General features: G+C 63.9%; 24 protein-coding genes. 6 read left to right on the top strand and 18 right to left on the bottom strand.

The genetic code is table 11. The features are described 5' to 3' along the window. Positions 1-11: 11 nt before the first annotated feature. From ACWPW0_RS18955 to ACWPW0_RS18945, 3 genes are read right to left on the bottom strand one after another with little or no spacing between them, the layout of a single operon-like run. The gene (locus ACWPW0_RS18955; RefSeq protein ID WP_454256175.1) at positions 12-917 is read right to left on the bottom strand and encodes a cation diffusion facilitator family transporter; all 906 of its coding nucleotides are present in this window, start codon (positions 915-917) and stop codon (positions 12-14) included. Beyond that, positions 914-1,420: a DinB family protein gene (locus ACWPW0_RS18950; RefSeq protein WP_454256174.1), complete on the bottom strand. Its 507-nt coding sequence runs from the start codon at positions 1,418-1,420 to the stop codon at positions 914-916. Before ACWPW0_RS18950 ends, ACWPW0_RS18955 begins: the two co-directional genes overlap by 4 nt. Next, positions 1,420-1,836, bottom strand: coding sequence for a polyribonucleotide nucleotidyltransferase (locus ACWPW0_RS18945; RefSeq protein ID WP_447594022.1), 417 nt, complete (start codon positions 1,834-1,836; stop codon positions 1,420-1,422). The genes ACWPW0_RS18950 and ACWPW0_RS18945 overlap by 1 nt, the downstream gene beginning before the upstream one ends. A gap of 160 nt (positions 1,837-1,996) precedes the next feature. Between ACWPW0_RS18945 and hrpB the strand changes: the two genes are divergently transcribed. Beyond that, a complete protein-coding gene (gene hrpB / locus ACWPW0_RS18940; RefSeq protein WP_454256173.1) occupies positions 1,997-4,519 on the top strand; it encodes an ATP-dependent helicase HrpB in 2,523 nt (840 codons plus the stop codon). 83 nt (positions 4,520-4,602) lie between these two features. Here the strand turns inward: hrpB and ACWPW0_RS18935 are convergent, their stop codons facing one another. The 4 genes from ACWPW0_RS18935 to ACWPW0_RS18920 all read right to left on the bottom strand — a co-directional run bounded on the left by ACWPW0_RS18935 (position 4,603) and on the right by ACWPW0_RS18920 (position 7,721). Beyond that, positions 4,603-5,343 (bottom strand): substrate-binding periplasmic protein, encoded by a 741-nt coding sequence (locus tag ACWPW0_RS18935; protein WP_454256777.1) that lies wholly within the window; start codon positions 5,341-5,343, stop codon positions 4,603-4,605. Between the two features lie 102 nt (positions 5,344-5,445). Beyond that, positions 5,446-6,525: an endonuclease/exonuclease/phosphatase family protein gene (locus ACWPW0_RS18930; RefSeq protein ID WP_454256172.1), complete on the bottom strand. Its 1,080-nt coding sequence runs from the start codon at positions 6,523-6,525 to the stop codon at positions 5,446-5,448. A gap of 86 nt (positions 6,526-6,611) precedes the next feature. Further along, positions 6,612-7,034: a VOC family protein gene (locus ACWPW0_RS18925; protein WP_447594014.1), complete on the bottom strand. Its 423-nt coding sequence runs from the start codon at positions 7,032-7,034 to the stop codon at positions 6,612-6,614. Positions 7,035-7,046: 12 nt separating this feature from the next. Then, positions 7,047-7,721, bottom strand: coding sequence for a YciC family protein (locus ACWPW0_RS18920; RefSeq protein WP_454256171.1), 675 nt, complete (start codon positions 7,719-7,721; stop codon positions 7,047-7,049). Between the two features lie 115 nt (positions 7,722-7,836). Between ACWPW0_RS18920 and ACWPW0_RS18915 the strand changes: the two genes are divergently transcribed. The 3 genes from ACWPW0_RS18915 to ACWPW0_RS18905 are packed head-to-tail and all read left to right on the top strand — an operon-like array spanning position 7,837 to position 10,334. Further along, positions 7,837-8,316 carry an NYN domain-containing protein gene (locus tag ACWPW0_RS18915; RefSeq protein WP_454256170.1) on the top strand — a complete coding sequence of 160 codons (480 nt, stop codon included), beginning with the start codon at positions 7,837-7,839 and terminating at the stop codon, positions 8,314-8,316. A gap of 37 nt (positions 8,317-8,353) precedes the next feature. Next, positions 8,354-8,962 (top strand): 3'-5' exonuclease, encoded by a 609-nt coding sequence (locus ACWPW0_RS18910; protein WP_454256169.1) that lies wholly within the window; start codon positions 8,354-8,356, stop codon positions 8,960-8,962. Between the two features lie 52 nt (positions 8,963-9,014). Beyond that, positions 9,015-10,334, top strand: coding sequence for a DEAD/DEAH box helicase (locus tag ACWPW0_RS18905; protein ID WP_447594007.1), 1,320 nt, complete (start codon positions 9,015-9,017; stop codon positions 10,332-10,334). A gap of 30 nt (positions 10,335-10,364) precedes the next feature. On the opposite strand, the gene ACWPW0_RS18900 is transcribed toward ACWPW0_RS18905, so the two are convergent. From ACWPW0_RS18900 to fabR, 8 genes are all read right to left on the bottom strand, one after another. Next, on the bottom strand, positions 10,365-11,123 hold the full coding sequence (locus ACWPW0_RS18900; RefSeq protein WP_454256168.1) for a tetratricopeptide repeat protein: 759 nt from the start codon (positions 11,121-11,123) through the stop codon (positions 10,365-10,367). A 55-nt stretch (positions 11,124-11,178) separates the two neighbouring features. Then, positions 11,179-11,766 (bottom strand): LOG family protein, encoded by a 588-nt coding sequence (locus ACWPW0_RS18895; RefSeq protein ID WP_454256167.1) that lies wholly within the window; start codon positions 11,764-11,766, stop codon positions 11,179-11,181. Between the two features lie 314 nt (positions 11,767-12,080). Further along, positions 12,081-12,992 (bottom strand): glycerophosphodiester phosphodiesterase, encoded by a 912-nt coding sequence (locus ACWPW0_RS18890; protein ID WP_454256166.1) that lies wholly within the window; start codon positions 12,990-12,992, stop codon positions 12,081-12,083. A 71-nt stretch (positions 12,993-13,063) separates the two neighbouring features. Then, entirely contained in the window at positions 13,064-13,636 is a 573-nt protein-coding gene (locus ACWPW0_RS18885) for a HupE/UreJ family protein (RefSeq protein ID WP_447593999.1), read from the bottom strand. Between the two features lie 76 nt (positions 13,637-13,712). After that, on the bottom strand, positions 13,713-14,327 hold the full coding sequence (gene ureG / locus ACWPW0_RS18880) for an urease accessory protein UreG (RefSeq protein WP_447593997.1): 615 nt from the start codon (positions 14,325-14,327) through the stop codon (positions 13,713-13,715). Positions 14,328-14,425: 98 nt separating this feature from the next. Continuing rightward, positions 14,426-15,100, bottom strand: a complete 675-nt coding sequence (locus ACWPW0_RS18875) for an urease accessory protein UreF (protein ID WP_454256165.1) — start codon at positions 15,098-15,100, stop codon at positions 14,426-14,428. Further along, positions 15,097-15,597, bottom strand: a complete 501-nt coding sequence (gene ureE / locus ACWPW0_RS18870) for an urease accessory protein UreE (RefSeq protein WP_454256164.1) — start codon at positions 15,595-15,597, stop codon at positions 15,097-15,099. The genes ACWPW0_RS18875 and ureE overlap by 4 nt, the downstream gene beginning before the upstream one ends. A gap of 177 nt (positions 15,598-15,774) precedes the next feature. Beyond that, complete coding sequence (gene fabR / locus ACWPW0_RS18865; protein WP_447593992.1) at positions 15,775-16,410, bottom strand: HTH-type transcriptional repressor FabR; 636 nt, start codon at positions 16,408-16,410, stop codon at positions 15,775-15,777. A 142-nt stretch (positions 16,411-16,552) separates the two neighbouring features. On the opposite strand from fabR, the gene ACWPW0_RS18860 reads away from it, so the two are divergent. Then, entirely contained in the window at positions 16,553-17,635 is a 1,083-nt protein-coding gene (locus ACWPW0_RS18860) for a ferredoxin reductase (protein ID WP_454256163.1), read from the top strand. 50 nt (positions 17,636-17,685) lie between these two features. Beyond that, the gene (locus ACWPW0_RS18855) at positions 17,686-18,795 is read left to right on the top strand and encodes a fatty acid desaturase family protein (protein ID WP_454256162.1); all 1,110 of its coding nucleotides are present in this window, start codon (positions 17,686-17,688) and stop codon (positions 18,793-18,795) included. Here ACWPW0_RS18855 and ACWPW0_RS18850 read toward each other — a convergent pair. From ACWPW0_RS18850 to ACWPW0_RS18840, 3 genes are all read right to left on the bottom strand, one after another. After that, the gene (locus ACWPW0_RS18850; protein ID WP_447593986.1) at positions 18,758-19,480 is read right to left on the bottom strand and encodes a class I SAM-dependent methyltransferase; all 723 of its coding nucleotides are present in this window, start codon (positions 19,478-19,480) and stop codon (positions 18,758-18,760) included. The two genes, ACWPW0_RS18855 and ACWPW0_RS18850, sit on opposite strands and share 38 nt — an antisense overlap. A 313-nt stretch (positions 19,481-19,793) precedes the next feature. Then, complete coding sequence (locus ACWPW0_RS18845; RefSeq protein ID WP_454256161.1) at positions 19,794-20,195, bottom strand: hypothetical protein; 402 nt, start codon at positions 20,193-20,195, stop codon at positions 19,794-19,796. A 139-nt stretch (positions 20,196-20,334) separates the two neighbouring features. Next, positions 20,335-21,273: a lysylphosphatidylglycerol synthase transmembrane domain-containing protein gene (locus tag ACWPW0_RS18840; RefSeq protein ID WP_447593982.1), complete on the bottom strand. Its 939-nt coding sequence runs from the start codon at positions 21,271-21,273 to the stop codon at positions 20,335-20,337. Between the last annotated feature and the right edge of the window lie 67 nt (positions 21,274-21,340).

Below are 21,340 nucleotides of genomic sequence, written 5' to 3'. Positions count from 1 at the left end.
GCGTTTTCGTATCAGGGTGTTTCGAGTTTGTCCGGCGGAGGAACGACGCCGACCGGATCGGCATGCACCAGTACTTCCGCCCGTGGGAACTCGTCGCGAATGGCCTGCTCCGCGTCTACGCACAGGCTATGCGCATGCACCAGGGGTAGTTCGTTGGGCAGCTCCAGATGTAACTGCACGAACCAGTGTGTGCCGGAAATCCGCGTACGCAGGTCATGCACGCCCAGTACGCCAGGCACACCGCGCGCCAGTTGCTCCATGCGCTGGCCAATTTCCACGGGCAGCTCTTCATCCATCAGCACCGATACGGCTTCACGGGCGATGCTCAGAGCGCTCCACAGAATATAGACGGCGATCCCCAGGCCAAAGAACGCATCCGCTTGCGGCCAGCCATAGGCGGCGAGCACCAGGGCGACGAGGATGCTGCTGTTGAGCAGCAGGTCGGAGCGGTAGTGCAGCGAGTCCGCGCGAATGGCCGTGGAACCGGTGACTTTCACCACATGACGCTGGAACACCAGCAGTGCCCCGGTCATGAGCAGTGACAGCAGCATCACGGCAATACCCAGCGTTGGGGCACCGAGTGGCGGTGGTGTATGCAGGTGTTCGATGGCTTGCAGGCCGACCAGCACCGCACTGGCAGCGATGAACAGCGCCTGACCCAGACCAGCCAGGGCTTCGGCCTTGCCGTGGCCGTAGCGGTGATCGTCATCCGCTGGGCGCAGGGCGTAATGCACAGCGATCAGATTGAGCAGCGAGGCGGCACTGTCGAGCAGTGAGTCGGTGAGGCCGGCCAGCAAGCTGACCGAGCCGCTCAGCCACCAGGCGACTGCTTTGGCCAGCGTCAGCAGCAGCGCGGTGGCCAGTGCGGCCGCGCTGGCCCAGCGTAGCAGGCGAGCATGGCGCAGGTCGGCCTTCAAGGCAGTTCTGCCGTGGCGTAGATGTAGTCGATGACCGGGGCCGGTTGGCCCATGGCGGTCAGGGCCGCGCTGGCCTGGCCACGGTGATGGGTGCCGTGGTTGACCACGTGGGTAATGATGTCCAGCAATTGCCGCTGCTGCGGCAGACCCGCAACGGTGCGGTATTCGAGCGGAGCAAGCAGCTGTGCGTCGGTATAACGGGCCACCTCGGCGCGCCAGGCCTCTACGCCAGCCAGAATGAAGTGCTTGAGTCCGCTGCAGTCCGTCGCGGCTTCGGCATCCAGCCGAGAGAAGGGGGCCGGCTCATGGCGGACCCGTGCCAGCCACAAACGGTCGCCTACGGCCAAGTGATTGAGCGTGCCGTGCAGGCTGCCGAAGAACAGCCCGCAGTCGGCTCGATAGCGCGCATCGTCCAGTGTCGCCACCTGCTCGAACAGGCGCCTGTAAGCCCACTCATGGTAGGCCAGCAGGCGCTGGGTGTGCTGCTCGAGTGGGCTGGGCATCAGGCTTGCGAGCGCAGGCCATAGGCGGCGAGTTGCTCCACGCTGCCACTGTGCTGGATCAGGCGTGGGTCGTCGAGGGGCAGGTCCTTGCCGGTTTCCTGCAGGATGATGGCCCGGAGTTTGGCCGTGTCCACGCGGCCGTCAGCGCCGATGGCGTCCTGCAGCTTTTCAGGGGCCATGGAGTATTTGTTGTCTGGCAGGTAAATGGCGCCCGTGGCGAAGTCGACACCGAAGGCGATCAGCCCCGGGATGACATAGAACAGGATGCCGATGGCGTTGAGCCCGGCCACCACCGGATCGACCTTGCCATCGATCTGGCCACGGCGGTCCGGGAAGAACAGCGTGCCGCAGGCCGTCAGCTGGGTCAGTAACGTGGCGACGATGACGCCACTGATAACGCGTGAGCGTGTGCGCATAAGCACCTCCTGAAAAATGATTCGGCATTCTACCAAGGCCTTTGTGGCAAAGGCATGGTGATGGCCGGGGATTCTCCGGGCCATTGTTTCGACTCTCTAATCGATGCAGCGGTTCGTGTGCACGAGCCTCTATAATCCTCCGCCTGCCTGCGGAGCCACCATGACCCCACTACCCATCGATGCCGTTTTGCCTGCCCTGCGTGCGGCGCTGAGTGATCGCCACGAGGCCGTGCTGGAAGCCCCGCCCGGCGCCGGTAAGACCACACGTGTGCCGCTGGCGTTGCTCGGTGAGCCCTGGCTGGCCGGGCAGTCGATCATCATGCTCGAACCGCGCCGCCTGGCCGCACGGGCAGCCGCCGAACGGCTGGCCAGTGAACTGGGCGAGCGGGTCGGTGAAACCGTCGGCTACCGTATTCGGCTGGATAGCAATGTCGGGCCGAACACCCGTATCGAGGTGGTGACCGAAGGGATTCTTGCCCGGCGCCTGCAGGACGACCCGGCTCTGGAAGGCGTCGGGTTGGTGATCTTCGATGAATTCCACGAACGCAGCCTGGATGCCGACCTGGCCCTGGCGCTGACGCTCAATGGCCGCGAGTGGCTGCGTGATGCACCGCTGAAGGTGTTGCTGATGTCAGCCACGCTGGAGGGGCAGCGCCTGTCCAGCCTGCTGGGCGAGGCGCCCGTGGTGCGCAGCGAGGGGCGTATGTATCCGGTGGATATCCGCTGGGGCAGCCCTGCGCAGCCGGGTGAGCGTATCGAGCAGCGCGTGGTGCAGACCGTCTTGCAGGCGCTGGCCGATGAGTCGGGCAGTCTGCTGGTGTTCCTGCCCGGCCAGGCGGAGATCCGCCGGGTCAATGAGCGCTTGGGCGAGGCGCTTGCCGACCGCGACGAGATTCTGCTGTGCCCGCTGCATGGTGATCTCGAACTGGCAGCCCAGCGTGCTGCCATCGAACCGGCCCCGGCGCGGCGGCGCAAGGTGGTGTTGGCCACCAATATCGCCGAAACCAGTCTGACCATCGAGGGGGTGCGCGTGGTAATCGATGCGGGTTTGGCCCGGGTGCCGCGTTTCGATCCGGCCAGTGGTATGACCCGCCTGGATACCCAGCGCATTTCCCGCGCTTCCGCTACCCAGCGTGCCGGACGTGCCGGGCGCTTGCAGCCGGGCGTGTGCTATCGCCTGTGGTCGCAGAATCAACATGAGCAGATGGCGGCCTACGGCGCGGCGGAAATGCTCCAGGCTGATCTGGCCGGGCTGGCCCTGCAACTGGCGCGCTGGGGTGTGGCGCCGGATGAGCTGGCCTGGCTCGACCCGCCTCCTGCGGCGCCTTTCGCCCAGGCCCGCGACCTGCTTGCTCGCCTGGGAGCGTTGGATGAACGTGGCGCGCTCAACAGCCACGGGCAGGCCATGGCCGCGTTGCCGGCCCATCCGCGTATCGCCCACCTGTTGTTGCGCGGCCAGGCTCTGGGGCTTGCTGCCTTGGCCTGTGACCTGGCGGCGTTGCTGGGTGAGCGTGACATTCTGCGTGGCGACCAGGGCGCCGATATGCACAGCCGCATTGACGTGTTGGCCGGCGAGCGCGCCGGTGGCCATGCAGCGCGTGGTGCGGTGCAGCGGGTGCGGCAGATGGCGCGTCAGTTCCAGAGTGCCTTGCGCGGTATGCGTACCGGCGAGGTGGTGAGCGATCCCGAGCATCCGCGCTGGTTGGGTTGCCTGCTGGCGTTCGCCTATCCCGATCGGGTGGCGCGGCAGCGGCGTGCGGGTGGCGGCGATTATCGCCTGGCCAATGGCCGCGCCGCGCAGTTCGGTGAGCCCGATGCGTTGATGAAGCACGAGTGGCTGGTGATCGCCGACCTGGGCAGCCGTCAGGGGCAGCGTGAGGAACGTATCTACCTGGCCGCCGATCTCGATCCGAGCTTGTTCGACACGGCGCTGGCCGAGCAGGTCAGCGTGCGTGAGGAGCTGGAGTGGGATGAGCGCGAGGGCGTGCTGCGTGCCGAGCGTCAGCGGCGGGTCGGCGAGCTGGTGCTCAGTCGCGAACCGCTGGCCGCGCTGGACGAGGCGGCGCGTTCTCGTGCATTGCTGGGTCTGGTGCGACGCAAGGGCCTGGAGCTGTTGCCGTGGACACCAGCGTTGCGCCAGTGGCAGGCGCGCGTGCTGTTGCTTCGGCAGTTGGATCTGCACGAGCGGGACAACAGTGCCTGGCCGGATGTCAGCGATGTGGCGTTGCTGGTCAGCCTGGAAGATTGGCTGCAGCCCTGGCTGGGCAAGGTCAGCCGTCTCAGCCATTTTGCCAACCTCGACCTGCCGGGAATTTTGACCGGGTTGCTGCCTTGGCCGCTGCCGCAGCAACTGGATGAACTGGCTCCGCGTGCCTTGAGTGTGCCTTCCGGTTCGTGCATTGCCCTCGACTACAGCGAGAATCCCCCGGTGCTCGCCGTACGCCTGCAGGAACTGTTCGGCCTGGCTACCACGCCGCGGCTAGCGGGTGGCCGGCAGGTCGTCAAGCTCCACCTGCTGTCTCCGGCGCGGCGCCCGGTGCAGGTGACGCAGGACCTGGCGAGCTTCTGGGCCACCACCTATGCCGAGGTGAAGAAGGACCTCAAGGGCCGCTACCCGAAGCACTACTGGCCGGATGATCCCCTGGTCGCCGAGCCTACCGCACGAGCCAAGCCACGGCGGTAGGGTGCGCACCGTGAGCAAGGCCTCATCAGCCTTGAGGTTGCGCGCGACCTGGGTGGCCAACTGCCAATCATGCCCTTGAGGGCTCAGTCGATATTGATCCGTAATTGATCGGCGCCGAGCTCCTCGTAGGCCCGGTCGAGGGCTTCCACCAACGCTTCGCTACCCGGCGTATGCCGCGAGACGATAAAGCGTGACTGCAGGCGTTGCAGCACGATGAAGGGCAGGGGCTCGATACCCAGGCGCTGGCGGTTCTGTTCGACCGGCGTCTGGTAGTCGAGCAGGTAGTCACCCCGTTTGCGCAGGAGCATTTCCAGCGCCGCCGCATGGGTGTTGGTGCGGTGCAGCTCGAGGCCCAGCGCCGGGCTTTCGATCAGCTCGTTGATGGCTTTCCAGTAGCTGTAGCCGTTGATCAGGATGAGCCGCCCGCCGACCAGACCGTCTGGAATGTCTGGCGGCGGGGTGTCCGGCCGGTAATACAGTGCGAGGTTGAATTCGCCGATGAGGTTGCGGCTTTCCAGGGTGTGTTCAGCCAGTTCGGCCTTGCCGCCGGCACCGGGCCACAGCTGGATGCTGCCATCCTGCAAACCGGCATAAAGACGGGCGCCGGGAAGGGAGCGGTAGTGCCCCTGGTAGCCGGCATGCCGTAGCAGTCGGTCGGTCAGTTCGAGAACCGAGCCCCGTGGCGTACCGTCACGGTCGGTCCAGGAGTAAGGCGGGAATTCGTAATAGCCCACATTGACCGTCAACGGTACGGGGGATGTCTGGGCGACTGCACCGGCGCAGCAGAGAAACGTCAGCAGGGCAGTGAAGATAAGTCTTGGCATCATGTACTTCGCGACTCATGGCCGTCTTTTTGTTGTTGCGAAGAGCCTGTGCCCGAGAATGGCGGCAGCGCTCCGCTTTGTCCAGCGCCCTGACGCCGGCGATCAGTCTGCCGGCAGCAGCAGACGTGCTGTGAGCGGCAGGTGATCGGAAATACTCAGCGTGTCGCTGCGGCGGACCTGGGCATCGAGCCGGGCCAGGCGGCTGCTGTGGATGATGTAGTCGAGGGTCCGGTCTGCACCGGTGACGCGTGGGTCATTGGGAAACTGGGTGTGCCAGGCCGGATCAGCGGTTTCCTCAAGGCTGGGGATGCTCGGGTAGCGCGCCAGCAGTGGACTCAACTCGCTTTGCGGATGGAAGCGGCTGCGCTGAGACTCGGGCAGTCGCTGGTATTGACCGGGTGGCAGCAGGTTGAAGTCTCCACCGAGCAGCCAGAGGCTGCCGTTGTTTTCCAGTTGGTCGAGCAGACTGGTGGTCATCGCCAGTTGCCGGCTGGCGTCATCGCCGCTGGCCCGTGGGTCGACCAGTTGTGTATTGATAACCGTCAGCTCGCGCCCGCTGCGCAGCGGCAAATGACTGACCAGCAGGGCATGTCGCGGCTGGAACTGACGGACCAGCCAATTGCTGTTGGCCTGTGGCAACTGCAGGCGTTCGGCGCGCGCGATGCGAAAGCGGCTGAGGGTGCCGAGTTTCATGCCGACGCTGCCCATGATTTTCGGGTGCGGCACGAACGACGCTTGCCAGTAGAAGGCCGAGGTGCTGCAAGGGTAGAGATCGCTGAGGCGCTCGCGCAGCAGTTGCAACTGGTCCTGATAATCGCTGGCGCGCGCGCCGTCATGCAGTTCCTGGAGCAGCACGACATCCGGTTGCTCGTCGCGCAGCACGCGGGCGACTTCATCGAGGTTATGGGCGAGGTCGGCGGCCGTGGGGCGCAGGTCGCGCCCGCTGCCATCCTCCAGGTCGTACCAGAACACATAGCGCTTGCCGGCCATGTATTGCACGTTCCAGGTCATCACCTTGAGTGCCTGGCCAGGCAGGGGAAGGGGGGCGTCAGCCTGACAGGTCACACGGGCATCCGCGCGGGCGGCGGGGTGCCAGGTGAGGCTGTAAACCAGGGCCCAGGCAATGGTGAGAATGGTAACCAGGGCAAGCAGCAGGGTGCGCAGTGAGCGTGGCAGGGTCATTGGCCGGGCTGGTGGCTGTGGTCAGGAGGGTCGAGCATACCCGAGATGCGCGGGCAGGGCATGCCCGCGCTGCTGACGGTGCCGGCTCAGTGATCGTGTGCAGCGTGGTCCAGGCTGTCGTCCCAGTACGAGGCTTCGATCTTGTGGCCATCGAGGTCGCGGACGAAGCAGCCGTAATACGGGGCTCCATAATCCAGGCGTGGCCCGGGTGCGCCGTCGATCTGTCCGCCTGCGGCCAGCGCCGCCTTGTAGAACGCCTCCACGGCCTCACGTGTCTGGGCGATGAAGCCGACATGGCTGCCATTTCCGACCGTTGCGGGTGCTCCGTCGATTGGCTTTTGCACCCAGAACTCCGGGTACTCGCGGCCCCAGGCGATGGCGCCCGGGTGGGCGAGGATGCGTTTGCAGCCCAGGGTCGCCAATACCTGGTCATAGAACGCCACCGCCTCATCGAAGCGATTGGTGCCAATGGACATGTGGGACAGGATGCTTGGGTTTTCAGTCGTCATGATCGGTCCAGGTTAGTGGCTGGTGCTGTCCTGCGTCGCCTGCGGGGTGCAGAGCATGAAGCAGCGGAACAGCACCACGGTGGAGAACAGTTGCAGGAAGCTGTTAACGCAGTCCAGCAGCAGGCGGTCGATGACGTCCGGCTGTTCACCCACCAGACGCAGGGTGCTGTTATCGAGCAGCCACAGCGGCACGATCACCAGCAGCACGCAGGCCAGCAGCGACCAGAAGTGGCCGGTGGTGAGCTGAAAACTCTCGCGCATTGCCTGCAGAGGCGTCAGGCCGCGCAGCACCAGCAGGTATTCGGCAAAGGCCAGCTTGACCATCACCCAGAGTGCCGGTAGCACGAAGATGCTGGCGGCGAGCATGATCAGCAGGGTGCTGAGCCCGGCGAGCACGGCGAAGGATGGCCATATCGGCAGGCTGGCGGCGAGCAGGTCGCGGATGCGCGGGCGGTGATTCTGGCTGCGGGCGTCGAGCAGGAGAATCAGCGCAGCACTATAGAGCGGATAGAACACCAGGCCGATCAGCATGCCGTAGGCGGGCGCATGGGCGGGGGCGAACTGGCTGGTGAGCGCTGCGCGGGTCACGCATTCCAGTACTACCAGCGGCAGGCACAGCCGCGTAATCAGGCTGATGTTACGGCTGAAAAAGAAAAAGGCGTCGCGCAGGATATTCAGGGGATTCATCGGTCGGCGTCAGAGCAGTTCGATAGGGCAACTTTAGCTGATGCGAGCAACATGGGGTAACCCGCCCTTGGGCGATGACGCATAATGGCCATCGCCCTTCGTCTCAGGTTATCCCGTGAAAAGAATCGCGTTGTTCGCCGATGTACAGAACCTGTATTACACCGTGCGCCAGGCCCATGGGTGCCACTTCAATTACTCGGCGCTGTGGGCGGACGTGAGCGGTACGGGGCAGATTGTCGAAGCCTTCGCCTATGCCATCGACCGGGGTGATGCCAAGCAGCGCCAATTTCAGCAGATCCTGCGCAACCTGGGCTTCACCGTGAAGCTCAAGCCGTTCATCCAGCGCAGTGATGGCTCGGCCAAGGGCGATTGGGACGTTGGGATCACCATCGATGTGCTGGACGCCACTGCGCGCGTCGACGAGGTGGTGCTGGCCTCGGGAGATGGCGATTTCGACCTGCTGCTCGACAAACTGCGCAGTGCGTATGGCGTCAGCAGCAGTGTCTACGGTGTCGCCGGGCTGACCGCGCAATCGCTGGTGCGTGCTGCCGACCGCTATGTGCCGATCGACGGTGCGCTGCTGTTGAAGCATTGATGCCCAAGAACCGATATCGAGAAACCGGGAACCCTGCATGCACGACCGTATCGCCGTCATCGACTTTGAAACCACTGGCATGTCGCCATCGCAAAATGCCCGGCCCACCGAGGTTGGTGTGGCCATCATCGAGGATGGGCGCATTGTCGAGCGTTATCAGAGCCTGATGAATGCCGGGGTCTGGGTGCCGCCGTTCATCGAGCAGCTCACCGGGATCAGCAATGCGATGGTGCGCGCCGCACGGCCGGTGGCGCAGGTGATGGCCGAGGTCGCCGATTTCGTCGGCAACACGCCGTTGCTGGCGCATAACGCGGCATTCGATGCCAAGTTCTGGGATGCCGAGCTGGCGTTGCTGCGCCGTCGCCGCAGCCAGGAGTTTGCCTGTTCGCTGCTGCTGTCCCGGCGTTTGCTGCCGGAAGCGCCGAGCCACAAGTTGGGCAACCTCAATCACTGGGCCGGTTTGCCCAGCACCGGTCAAGCGCACCGTGCGTTGGCCGATGCGGAAATGGCCGCCAACCTGACCCTGCTGTTCGCCCGGCGCCTGCGCGAGCGGTACGCGGTCAGCGAAGTCAGTCATGCCTACCTGTGTACCTTGCAAAAGCTTTCGGCGGCCAAGGTGCGTGCACTGCTGCGTCAGCCGGGATAACCCATAAGGATGTAAACTGGCGCCCTTCGTCTCACCGCCCGGTTACCCATCCATGACATTCGCCGCCCTAGGCCTGATCGACCCGCTGCTGCGTGCCCTCGACGGCCTCGACTACCGTACCCCGACGCCCGTCCAACAGCAGGCGATCCCGGCCGTGCTCAAGGGGCGCGACCTGCTCGCCGCCGCGCAGACGGGGACCGGCAAGACCGCTGGTTTCGCCCTGCCGCTGCTGCAGAAGCTGACCCTGGAAGGCGCGCAGGTGGCGAGCAACTCGGTGCGCGCACTGGTGCTGGTGCCGACTCGCGAGCTGGCCGAACAGGTGCACCAGAGCATTCTGCAATATGGCCAGCACCTGCCGCTGCGCACCTATGCGGTGTATGGCGGGGTGAGTATCAACCCGCAGATGATGAAGCTGCGCAAAGGCATCGACCTGCTGGTGGCGACCCCGGGCCGCTTGCTCGACCTGTATCGGCAGAATGCGGTGAAATTCGGTCAGTTGCAGGCGCTGGTGCTGGACGAGGCCGACCGCATGCTCGACCTGGGCTTTTCCCGCGAGCTGGACGATCTATTCAGCGCGCTGCCGCGCAAGCGCCAGACCCTGCTGTTTTCCGCGACCTTCTCCGACGCCATCCGGCAGATGGCCAAGGAGTTGCTGCGCGACCCGCTCAGCGTCGAGGTCAGCCCGCGTAACGCGGCGGCCACCAGCGTCAAGCAGTGGTTGGTGACCGTGGACAAGAAACGCAAGAGCGAGCTGTTCCTGCACCTGTATCGCGACCGACGCTGGGACCAGGTCCTGGTGTTCGCCAAGACCCGAAAAGGTGTCGATGAACTGGAGCAGGTGCTGTTGGCCGAAGGGATTGCCGCCGACTCGATCCATGGCGACAAGCCACAGCCCTCGCGCCTGCGTGCCCTGCAGCGTTTCAAGGACGGCGAGGTGCGCGTGCTGGTGGCCACCGATGTGGCGGCGCGTGGGCTGGATATCGACGACCTGCCGCTGGTGGTCAATTTCGACCTGCCCATCGTCGCCGAGGATTACGTGCACCGCATCGGTCGTACGGGCCGGGCCGGCGCGACCGGGCAAGCGGTGTCGCTGGTGTGTGCCGACGAGGTGCAATTGCTGTCGGCGATCGAGGTTCTGACTCGCCAGACCTTGTCCCGGCAGGATGAGCCGGGGTTCATCCCCGACCACCGGGTGCCGCAGACCAACGCCAGCGGTCAGGTGCTGAAAAAGCCGAAGAAACCGAAGAAACCCAAGGTGGTGGGCGGCAAGGGCGGGCTGGGCAAGTGGATGGAAAGCGAGGACCCCGTCGAGCCACCGGTCAAGGCGGTGCGCAAGGTGCCCAGCTTCGGTGGCAAGGCACGTAAACGCTGAGCAGCCGCTCGGAACATTGTCGGTGTGCGTTCAGGTCTGTTGGTTGAGCAGTGCCTGCAGTTCGCTGCGCGCCTGGGCCAGGCAGTCCTGGTGCAGGTTGCGGTAGTGGCGCGGCGCACGACGGGCGTAGGTGTCGATCTGCTGCAACTGGTCACGGGCTTCGGCATGCCGGCCAAGTTGGATCAACAGTCGCGCGAAGTGATAGCGCGCCTCCGGTCCGGCGAAATAGTCGACCATGGCGCGGTACTCCGCTTCGGCCTTGGCGCTTTCGCCCAGCGCGCTCAGCGCCTGGGCATAGAGCAGATGGCCGTCGGCGGAGCGGAACTGCGGGTTGTGTTCGATCAATTGCTCCAGGGTCAGGCGACAGGCGCTGCTGTTGCCTGCGGCGAACTGCGCGCGGGCCAGGCCCAGCATGATGTCCGGCGCTTGGGCATGTATCCCGCGCAGGGCAGCCTGGTAATGGCTGGCGGCCTCTTCGGGTTGGCCCAGACGTAGCAATTCATCGGCCAGGCGCACGCGGGTGTCGCGGGTATCGCTCAGTTCCAGCTCGTCGCGTAGCGCCCGCAAGTGGCGTTCGGGATCGAGGCGGTCATGCAACTGAGTCACGGCACGGCGCCCACGGCGGCTGCCGAGCATATCCGGGAGCATGATGCCGAGGGCGTAGATCAGGCAGCCGAGGCCGGGCAGGGCGATGATCAGGTACAGCCAGTAGCGTTCCTGGCCGCTGCGGACCACATGCAGGCCACAGAACACCTGGCAGGCAATGAGAAGAAGGGCGAGTATCGGCATCGGGGGCGCGTCCATGCAGAAAGGGCCCCCTATTTACCATGGGCAACGCGTGTTGTCAGGCCGGTGTACCGGTTGACCATTTCGGGGCCACGTTCGGTTGCCAGGCGGCCAGCAGGTCGAGCAACGCTTCAGCGCTTTCGCTGCGCTGCAGCATGCCGCGATGGTGGCTGCGAACGAATCCTTCGCCGACCAGATGATCGAGAAAGCCGCTGAGTTGTTGGTAGAAACCATTGGCATCGAACAGGCCGAGCGGCTTGCTGTGATAGCCGAGCTGGCCCCAGGTCCACACCTCGAACAGCTCTTCCAGCGTGCCGAGGCCGCCAGGCAGGGCGATGAATGCATCGGCCAGTTCGGCCATGCGGGCCTTGCGGGCATGCATGCCGTCGACCACTTCCAGGCGGCTCAGACCGGGGTGGCCGATCTCTGCGTGTTGCAGGCTCTGCGGGATGATGCCGATCACCTCGCCACCGGCTGCCAATGCCGCATCGGCGACGACACCCATCAGACCGACAGCGCCGCCGCCATAGACCAGCGTCAGGCCACGCGTGGCCAGGGCGCGGCCGAGCGCTTCGGCAGCCTCACGGTAAACCGGATTGAGACCGGTGCTCGCACCGCAGAATACGCAGACGGACTTCAGCTGCATGTAAGGCTCCTCCAGGGGCTAGTGGCGTCGGGAATGGGCGAAATCGACGGTGTGTGATCCGTCATTTGGCTGCGCGCAGGGCGCTGCCCAGGTCAAAGGACGCACAGGGTAGACCGGCTGGGGAGCGCGTTCAAATCGCTTCGGCTTCGCTCGGGCAACGACCACTGGCACCGGCGGCATAGGCCGCCAGCAGGCTGCACAGGAAAGGGCTGAATGACATGATGAAGACTCCGTGCTGAGGACCTGCTCATCCTGCGCGGGCAGTGGCGTCATGGCTCGTTGATTGTCTTGATGGTACCGATAGCCTGCGTTGCTCAGTCGTTGGCATGCAGCTGCGTCGGGCGGCCGAGCAGTTGCAGGGCGCGATCCGGGTAGTCGGTGATCAGGCCGTCGGCGCCCAGGTCGAGCAGGCGGCGCATGGTGGGTTGTTCGTTGATGGTCCACAGCTGCACATGCAGGCCGCGCTCATGGGCGCGCAGCAGCAGGTCGGGATTGGCCACGGTAATCATTCCGTGCTGCTCGGGGATCATCAGCGCCTGGTAGGACGGCGACAGCAATTGGCCGAGGCCGAGCCAGTCGAGGGCCAGAAGCAGACGTACCGAGGTTGGGTCGGCTGATGTGGCGACACCGGGGCAGAGGTTGCGGAAATGGCGTAAAGCGCGTTCGTGATGGCTGCCGACAATGACCCGATCAAGCTGGCCGGTTTCGGTCAGCAGCGCGCACAGGCGATCTTCGATGCCGGCATCGGCAGCCTTGATCTCCAGTACCTTGGCTTGCCGGGGCAGGCGTTCGATCACTTCAGCCAGCGAGGGAATCCGAATGCCCTGGCCGCGGTAGGGGTAGCTTTGGCCCCCATCGGCGCTCCAGCGATAACCGGCATCCAGTTGCTGCAGTTGGTCGAGGCGGTACTGGGCAACGGCACCGCGACCATTGGTGGTGCGTTCGAGCGTGGTGTCGTGGAACACCACCAGATGCTCGTCCGCCGACAGGCGCAGATCCAATTCGATCATGTCCACGCCCAGCGCGCTGGCCCGTTCATAAGCGAACAGGCTGCTTTCCGGCCACAGACCCATGCCGCCGCGATGGGCCACGACCAGCGGCCCGTGACCAGCCAGGGCCGCAAGGACCGCAGGCGTCTGTGCCGGCACACTGCTGCGGTAGAAGGCTAGTAGGGTCAGGGCGATCAGCAACAGTGGCACGGCCAGAAGGCGGATGAAACGCAGCATGGGGCTTCCTGCAATGGCGGCGTTTGTGGATGACCATCAGACGTGCTTGTCGGGTCATCCGTCAAGCTGCTTCAGCCCGCCAGTAGCCACGCTCCAGCTGCCGCTGATGCGCCACCTGCAATACGCACCAGCGGTGCCGCGGCCTGCGGCAGGAAGCGCACCACGGCGTAGCCAATGGCATGCAGGGTTGCCGTGGCGGCGACGAAGCCGCTGGCATAACCCACCGGGCTGGCCAGGTCTGGCAGCTCCAGTCCATGAGCCACGCCGTGGGTCAGGGCAAAAACAGCCGTAAGAGCAACTGATACCGCTACCGGCAAACGTGCGGCAACCGCCACCAACAGGCCGAAGGCCAGCACTGAACCGGCGATACCGGTTTCCATCAATGGAATTTCCAGGCCATTGAAACCCAGTACCCCGCCGATCAACATGGTACTGACGAAGGTGGTTGGCAGCAGCCAGCGCGCTGCGCCGTTCTGCTGCGCCGCCCACAGGCCGACGGCAAGCATCGCCAGCAGGTGGTCTAGGCCAAAGACTGGGTGTGCCAGGCCGGCCATCAGGCCGGAGTCGCCATGCCCAGGATGGGCGAAGGCCACTGCCGGAGTTAGAAATAGGGTTAGGCAGTAGAGTGTTTTGCGCAAAATCATAGGGTGATGCTCCTTTGGTGAAAGGGTGGGGCTGGACGTCCCTTCCCCCGTTCTCTACCGCATGTGGGAGAGGGACTCAGGCGGCTGTGAGCATTCCGTGGCGCTCGATGAACGTGATGATCTGATCCAGCCCCTGACCGACTTTCTGGTTGCTGAAGACGAACGGCTTTTCGCCGCGCATCTTGCGTGCATCGCGATCCATTACCTCCAGCGACGCACCGACCATGGGCGCCAGATCAATCTTGTTGATTACCAGCAGGTCGGATTTGCAGATGCCTGGCCCGCCCTTGCGTGGCAGTTTGTCACCTGCCGATACGTCGATAACGTACAAGGTCAGGTCGGAGAGTTCTGGGCTGAAAGTGGCCGAAAGGTTGTCACCACCGGACTCGACGATGATCAGGTCGAGGCCGGGGAAGCGTCGATTGAGTTGCTCGACCGCCTCCAGATTGATCGAGGCATCTTCGCGGATCGCCGTGTGCGGGCAGCCGCCGGTTTCCACACCGATGATTCTCTCCGGGGCCAGGGCCTCGTTGCGCACCAGGAATTGGGCGTCCTCCTGGGTGTAGATGTCATTGGTAACCACCGCGATGTTGTAGCGTTCGCGCAGGGCTAGGCAAAGTGCCAGAGTCAACGCGGTCTTGCCGGAGCCGACCGGTCCGCCGATGCCGACGCGCAGGGGTTGGTGGTTCATGGTTCACTCCTTCTCGAATATCGTATGGGACGGGAGAGCATCCCGAGTACCGGCTCGCAAAGAGCAATGCATGGCCAGGCCCCGCAAGTTGTTGCAAGTCATGATCTGAACAGCCGACTGTACTGGCGCTCATGCGCCATGCTTGCCAGGCTCATGCCAAAGGCGGCGCTTCCCCAGTGGCTGGGTTGACGTTCACTGGCTTGGCGCTGGGCCTGCTCCAGCGTCGGCAGCAGCTCTGAGGTCAGGCGCTGTGCGGCCTGTTGGCCGAGAGGCAGGGTCTTCATCAGCACGGCCAACTGATTCTCCAGCCATCCCCAGAGCCAGGCGGCGAGGGCGTCTGGTGCCTGGATATGCCAGGCCCGTGCAGCCAGTGCCCAGGCCATGGCTAGCCCGGGTTCGCTGGTGGTAGTCAGTTGGGCACGAGCCTGTTCATCCAGTTCTGGCAGGCCCTGTAGCAGTTGCATCAGGGAGTAGCCCATCTGCCGGCTTTCCTGATGCAGTTCGCGGGTTTCGCGACTGGCGCGATGCTGTTCACTCAGTCGCGTCAGTGCAGGCCAGTCCTCGTTGGCTGCGGCCACGCAATGGGCCAGCAGGAGCGGTGCTTCGAAGCGCGACAGGTTGTACAGCAGTTGATCGCCGATCCAGCGGCGGGCACTGTCCAGATCCCTGACCTGGCCCAGCTCTACGGCCATTTCCAGGCCTTGCGAATAGCTGTAGCCACCAATCGGCAATTGCGGACTGGCCAGGCGTAGCAGGTTCCAGGCGGGATTCACGTACGCATGCCGAACTGGTGCAGCCGTGGTGCGTAGCTGTATTCGGCATCGCTTGAATGGGAGTGATGATGGCCACCGCCGTAGGCACCTTGTTCCGGCTCGAAAGGGGCTTCGATCAGGCAGGTGGTAGCGCCTAACTGATCGAGCATGGCCTTGAGCACGTAATCGTCGAGTAGGCGTAGCCAACCATCGCCCAGTTGCAGGGCAACGTGGCGGTTGCCCAGGTGATAGGCGGCGCGAGTCAGTTCGAAGGCATTGGTACAGGTGACGTGAAGCAGGGGCTGCGCTTGCGCGAAGACCCTGACGGTACGACCGTCTTCGGCACGCAAGCAGTCGCCGTGCTGCAGCGGCGGCTTGCCGCGCTCGAGAAACAGGCCAACATCTTCGCCCGTCGCGCTGAAACAGCGCAGGCGTGTCTTGCTGCGAGCCTCGTGGCTCAGGTGCAGTTCTTCATCCCAATGGGGCTGAGGGGCAATGCGGTGGTGAATAACCAGCATGTCGGGCGTCCGGCCAAAGGAGTCTGCCGGAGGTTAGAGCAAGGGGCTTGCCAATCCTGGCCAAGCGATTGTGGCAGCACGTTTATGGGGGCGCAGTCCCTGAAATAGCTTTGGATTGTGCGTTGAAATGGTGCGCAGGCCACCGGGGTGCGCCCTTTCTGGGGGCGCTTGCACTCGTCAGGCGTCGTTGCGTCCCGGGCCGCGCCATTGCTTGGCGCCGACGAAAATGAAACGCAGCTGCTGGACCATCTTGTTTTCCGGCGTCAGGTGCGGTGGCAGCGAGGCGGAGGGTGGGTCGATCAGTTCTGGCAGGGTGGCGAAAACGGTCTTCACCACCAGGTCGGAGACCAGGTCCAGAGCGGCGTCATCGAGGTGCGGCAAGCGGTTGATCAGGCGCAGGTCGGCGGCCAGGTCATCGGTGATCTGTTGGCGCAGGCTGGCAATGGCCTGGCGTACGCGTTGCGAGCCGCCGTACTGCTCGCGGGCGAGAAACAGGAACTGGTTGCGGTTGGCGGTCAGGGCGTCGAGAAAAATCTGCGTGCTGGCTTCGATGATGCCGCCCTGCTCGAACTCGCTGCGGCGTACATCGCGCAAGGTGCTGCGGAAGGTGGCATCCACCTCTGCAACCAGGGCCAGGCCAAGCTCTTCCATGTCCTGGAAGTGGCGGTAGAAACCGGTCGGCACGATACCCGCGGCGCGGCTGACTTCGCGCAGGCTCAGGCTGCCGAACCCGCGATCACTGGCCATCAGGCTGCGGGCGGCATCCATCAGGGCCTGGCGGGTTTGCTGTTTCTGTTCGGCGCGTGGCGACATGAGCTCTCTGATTCAGGGCGTTAAGCCCGGGCACTCTAGCAAATCCCTTTCATGGGCGTCGAACCAGGGTCAGTGTACAAGTGTTGACTGAGATCAAATGCTCTGCCATCTTTGTGTACAGTTGTTCACTGAGATTTGATTGATGCGCCTTCTTCCTTTTGTCCTGGTCCGTTGGCTGGCTCGACCCCTGACGCCATTGCGCGCTCTGGTGGCCGGTCAGTGGCTGCGTGTGTCCGAAGTCGATGGGGTGCTTGCCTGGTTGCATCCGGCACTGCGTTTGAATCGGGTGTTTGCGCGGGTCGAAGGACGCCGTTGGGTGGCAGAGGACATGCTGGCCCTGCGTTTGCGTTGCAACGGTAATGCGCGTGGCTGGCAGGCGGGACAGCATGTACAGGTGTTTCTCACGCTGGATGGCGTTCGCCATAGCCGCAGTTACAGCCTGACGCGCGTGGCGCCGGGTGGTCATGTTGAACTGGCAATCCGTCGCCAGCCGGGAGGACGTCTGTCCAGTCAGTTGCTTGATCATCTGTCGATTGGCGATGTCATCGAACTGGGGCAGGCGCAGGGCGATCTGCAATGGCCGGAGCAGGCGCAAGGCGTGCTGCTGCTGGCAGCCGGAAGTGGCGTCACCCCCTTGCTCGGCCTGCTGCGCGAGGCGCTAGCACGTGGGATTACCGCACCGATCACCCTGCTGCATTACGTCCGCGAGCACGGGCAGCGGGCCTTTGTCGACGAGCTGCAGCAACTGATGACCCATTACCCGAACCTCATCGTGCGCTGGGCGCTGACCGGAGCCAGTGAGCGCGAGCGTGATGGGCGTTTGAATGCTCGTCATCTCGAAGGGCTGACTGCAGACCATGCGCTGGCCTGTGGCCCTGCCGGCTTCGTGCAGCGCGTGACGCAGCTGTGGCCGGGCGCGCTACAGAGCGAGGCCTTTACCGCGCCGACGTGCACATCTGCGGTGGGCTCCAGTGTGCAGCTGCGTTTTGCCCGCAGTCGCCAGCAGGCGCAGGGCGACAGTGCGCGCAGCTTGCTGGAGCAGGCCGAAGACGCCGGCTTACGCCCGGCTCATGGCTGTCGGCAGGGCATCTGTGCCAGCTGCACCTGCACGTTGCTTACCGGCACCGTGCGCGATCTGCGCAATGGCGCCTTGTTCAGTGAACCCGGGCAACCCATTCGCTTGTGCATCAGCGCGCCCCACGCCGATGTCGAAATCGACCTGTAATCCGACAACCCTGTCCGCGCCCGGCGCTGCCGTGGCCAATCGAGGTGATCATGCGTAGCGATCGTTCCCTGAGCGACGATGAACTGGACGCCTTCGGCGCCGAGCTGGATGCCTTGCGCAGTCGCACCCTGGCCGATCTGGGCGAAGTGGATGCGCGGTACATCCGCCGTGTGCGTGGCGCGGTTCGGTTGTGCTGCTGGAGCGGCCGGTTGTTGCTGATGGCCGGCTGGTTCCCGCCGACCTGGCTGCTGGGCAGCCTGTTGCTGGGGTTGGGCAAGATCCTCGAGAACATGGAACTGGGCCATAACGTCATCCACGGCCAGTACGACTGGATGAATGATCCGGAGTTTGCCGGGCGCAGCTATGAGTGGGACATTGCCGGTCCGGCCGATTTCTGGCGGCATACGCACAACCATGTGCACCACACCTGGACCAATGTGCTGGGCATGGACGATGACGTCGGCTATGGCGTGGTACGCCTGTTCCCCGAGCAGCGCTGGAAGCCGTTCTATCGCTGGCAACCGCTGTGGGTAACCCTGCAGGCGCTGTTGTTCCAGTACGCGGTGGCCATTCAGCATTTGCGCCTGGACAAGCTCTACAAGGGCAAGATCGGCAAGGATGAAGTGCGCCCACTGGCGCGCCAGTTCGGTGCCAAGCTGGTGCGCCAGTGGGGCAAGGATTACCTGTTGTTTCCGCTGCTGGCGTTGTTGCTCGGTGCCAATGCCCTGGCGGTGCTGGCTGGTAATGCCCTGGCCAATCTACTGCGCAATCTGTGGACTTTCATGGTGATCTTTTGCGGCCACTTCACGGAGAAGGCTGCCGTCTTCAGCAAGGAGTCGGTGGAGGGCGAAAGCCGTGGCCACTGGTACCTGCGTCAGTTGCGCGGGTCGAGCAACCTGAGCGGCGGCCGATTGTTCCACATCCTCACCGGTAACCTCAGCCACCAGATCGAGCACCACCTGTTTCCCGATCTGCCGGCGCGGCGCTATGCCGCCCTGGCCGTGGAGGTGCGCGAGATCGCCGAGCGCTACGGTCAGGTCTACAACTGCGGCAGCCTGGCGGCACAGTTCTCTACGGTGATGCGACGGATCTGGATCTATCGGTTGCCCGGCAACGAGCCTGTCAGCGCTGGAACGAGCAGGTCAGGTAGCGGTTACTAAAACCGTAGCGCAGCATCGAGCCGAGGCGGGCGAACAGGTACAGCGGGCGCCGCCGGTAGTAGAGCAGCACGGCATTGCCGACGCCTTCCGAACGGTGCTGCTTGGCCTGGTCCGGGCGCTTGGAGAACAGGCCCTTGAACTGCCACCACTGGATCTGCTCGAAATGCTCGCGCGGCGCCAGGCCATGTTGGCGGAACAGGCTGAAGAACGAGCGACGGCTGAAATCGTGCAAGTGGTGCGGGTTGCCGTCGAGCGTCGGGGTGATCGGCACCGAGGCGATGATCTGCCCGCCGCTGGCCAGCAATCGGGTGTAATTGCCGATCAACCGTTGCGGGCTGGGCAGATGTTCGATGGTTTCCAGGCTGACGATACTGTCGAACGGCTGCTCATCGGCGAAGTGCTCGGCGTTGGCGCAAACGTACCGCAGGTTGGGCAGGCGGTAGTGTTCCTGCGCGTAGGCAATGGCAGCCGGGTCGATGTCGACGCCGGTGATCTGGCGTTCGGGATGGCGCTCGGCCAGTAGGGCGGTGCCATAGCCACAACCGCACGCCATATCGAGAATACGTTGGCCGCTCAATTGGCGTGCGGCGAACTCATAGCGCTCCATATGGATGCGCAAGGTGTTCTGGTCGTCCGGGTTATGCGGGTCGAGATCCTTGGGGTAGATACGCTCGATCGTGTGCATGTTTGCTGGCTTGGCGATTGAAGTTTCGCACTATAAGTCAGCCGTGCCGGCCGCGCCCATAACTGTCGGACGGGCGTTCCAAAAAAACTGGCGGATGCAGGGCAAGCGCCGGTTGCCTGGGTAGGACTAAGAGCCTGTTTACGATCTCCTGGCTCGCGGCCATACGGCGTTAAAAAGCGAGCCCAGTCAGAATGCTCATTTACCACTTGTAAACGCGAGTGCGGGCCCAGTGCGTTCCTCGGGCGTTTTCGCGGGGGCGCCTAGCCCTTGTCTGGCTCTAATCCAGAAGATCGTAAACAGGCTCCAAGGCGAATCAGGCAACCAGGGTCTGCTTACGGGCTGGTAGCAGGCCGCTGGCTTTGCCCTGTGGCGTTTTGAAGTAGCCGCTATCGGCCAGTTCGTGGCGAGGGGTTTTCGACTGCAGCTCGCTGGAGCGACCTTGTGGGGTTTTGAAGTAACCACTGTCTGCTACGTCATTGCGTTGGGCCTTCGGTACCAGATCGCTGGCCCGGCCTTGGGGCGTTTTGAAATAACCGCTGTCGGTCAGCTCGAGGCGTGGTTGCTGGGCGGTGTTCTGTTGGGTGTGGTCGACGGGTAGGCCAAGGCTGCTTCTGGCTTCGCCCAGGATCGGCTGCGGTTGACTCTGCGGCAGGGCGAAGGCGCTGGCGCAGGACAGGCTGGTGAGGAGCAGGGTTGCAAGCAGTGCGGTTTTCATGATGGGCCTCGTATCGGCAAGTGAGTAGGAGGCCTATGGTCGTGGCGCGCTTCCTGATCGGGAAGTCAGGCTTTCACATAGTAGAAATCGACGCTGCTGATGGTGGGGAAAGGCCCCTGTTTGACGGGGCCTTGGGGCATCAGGAGTGAATGCGGCGACGGCGCCATTGGCCCCATTCGAAGCCGATGACCACCAGCAGGGACAAGGCGAATGGCAGCAGCAGGTAGAAGCCCCGGAACACGATGAGTGCTGCCAGAACGTCCGCCTTGGGCAGCTCGGGCATCGCGGCGAGGAAGGTCACTTCCAGCACGCCGAGGCCGCCAGGGGCGTGCGACAGCAGGGCCAGCGAGAAGGACGCGAGGAACACGCCGAGCACCACCAGATAGCCGGGATTGCTCTCGCTGGGCAGGGCGTAATAGATGATCGCCGCCGCGCAGGCCAGCTCCAGAGGGCCGGCCAGTAGCTGACGGCCGACGATGCCCAGCCGCGGGTACTCGACATACAGCTTGCCGAGCTTGAACGGCTTGAACTGACGCCACGAGCCGAGGACGTAGAGACTTACCAGGCCGAGCATCAGCAGGCCGATGGCAACCGACAGCCAGGGGCTGACATCGGCGACGCGCTTGATCAGGTCGGGCTGGCAGACCAGCACGGCTCCGCCGGACAGCAGGGTGCCGAGAACGAAGGTGAAGGAGCAGAAGACGATGAGGATGCCGATTTCATGGCCCATCAAACCCTTGCTGCTGTAGGCCCGATACCGCACCACACCACCGGAGAACACCGAGGCGCCGATGTTGTGGGCCAGAGCGTAGGTGGTGAAGGAACAGAGCGAGATGAACCACCAGGATATCTTCTTGCCCAGGTGGGCCAGGGCAATGCGGTCGTACCAGGCCAGTGCGCAATAGGCTCCGAATGTCGCGCCGGCGGCCATCAACCAGTTATGCGGACGAATCGCATAAAGGCTGTCGGACAGCTCGTCGAGCGAGATGGTGCGGATTTCCTGATAGAGCAGATAGCAGGAAAGTACGACTGCGGCTAAACCGATAATGGTCCAGATCCAGTCGCTCCTTTTCATCATCGGTGGTGGCTCCTTGAACCGAAGGCGTCATCACAGGATGGCGGATAAATTATGAGACGCCCAATAA

This window comes from Pseudomonas sp. Marseille-Q8238, assembly GCF_965111915.1.
Note: the sequence above shows the minus strand (reverse complement) of the source record. Positions and strands in the feature narration are given on the sequence as shown.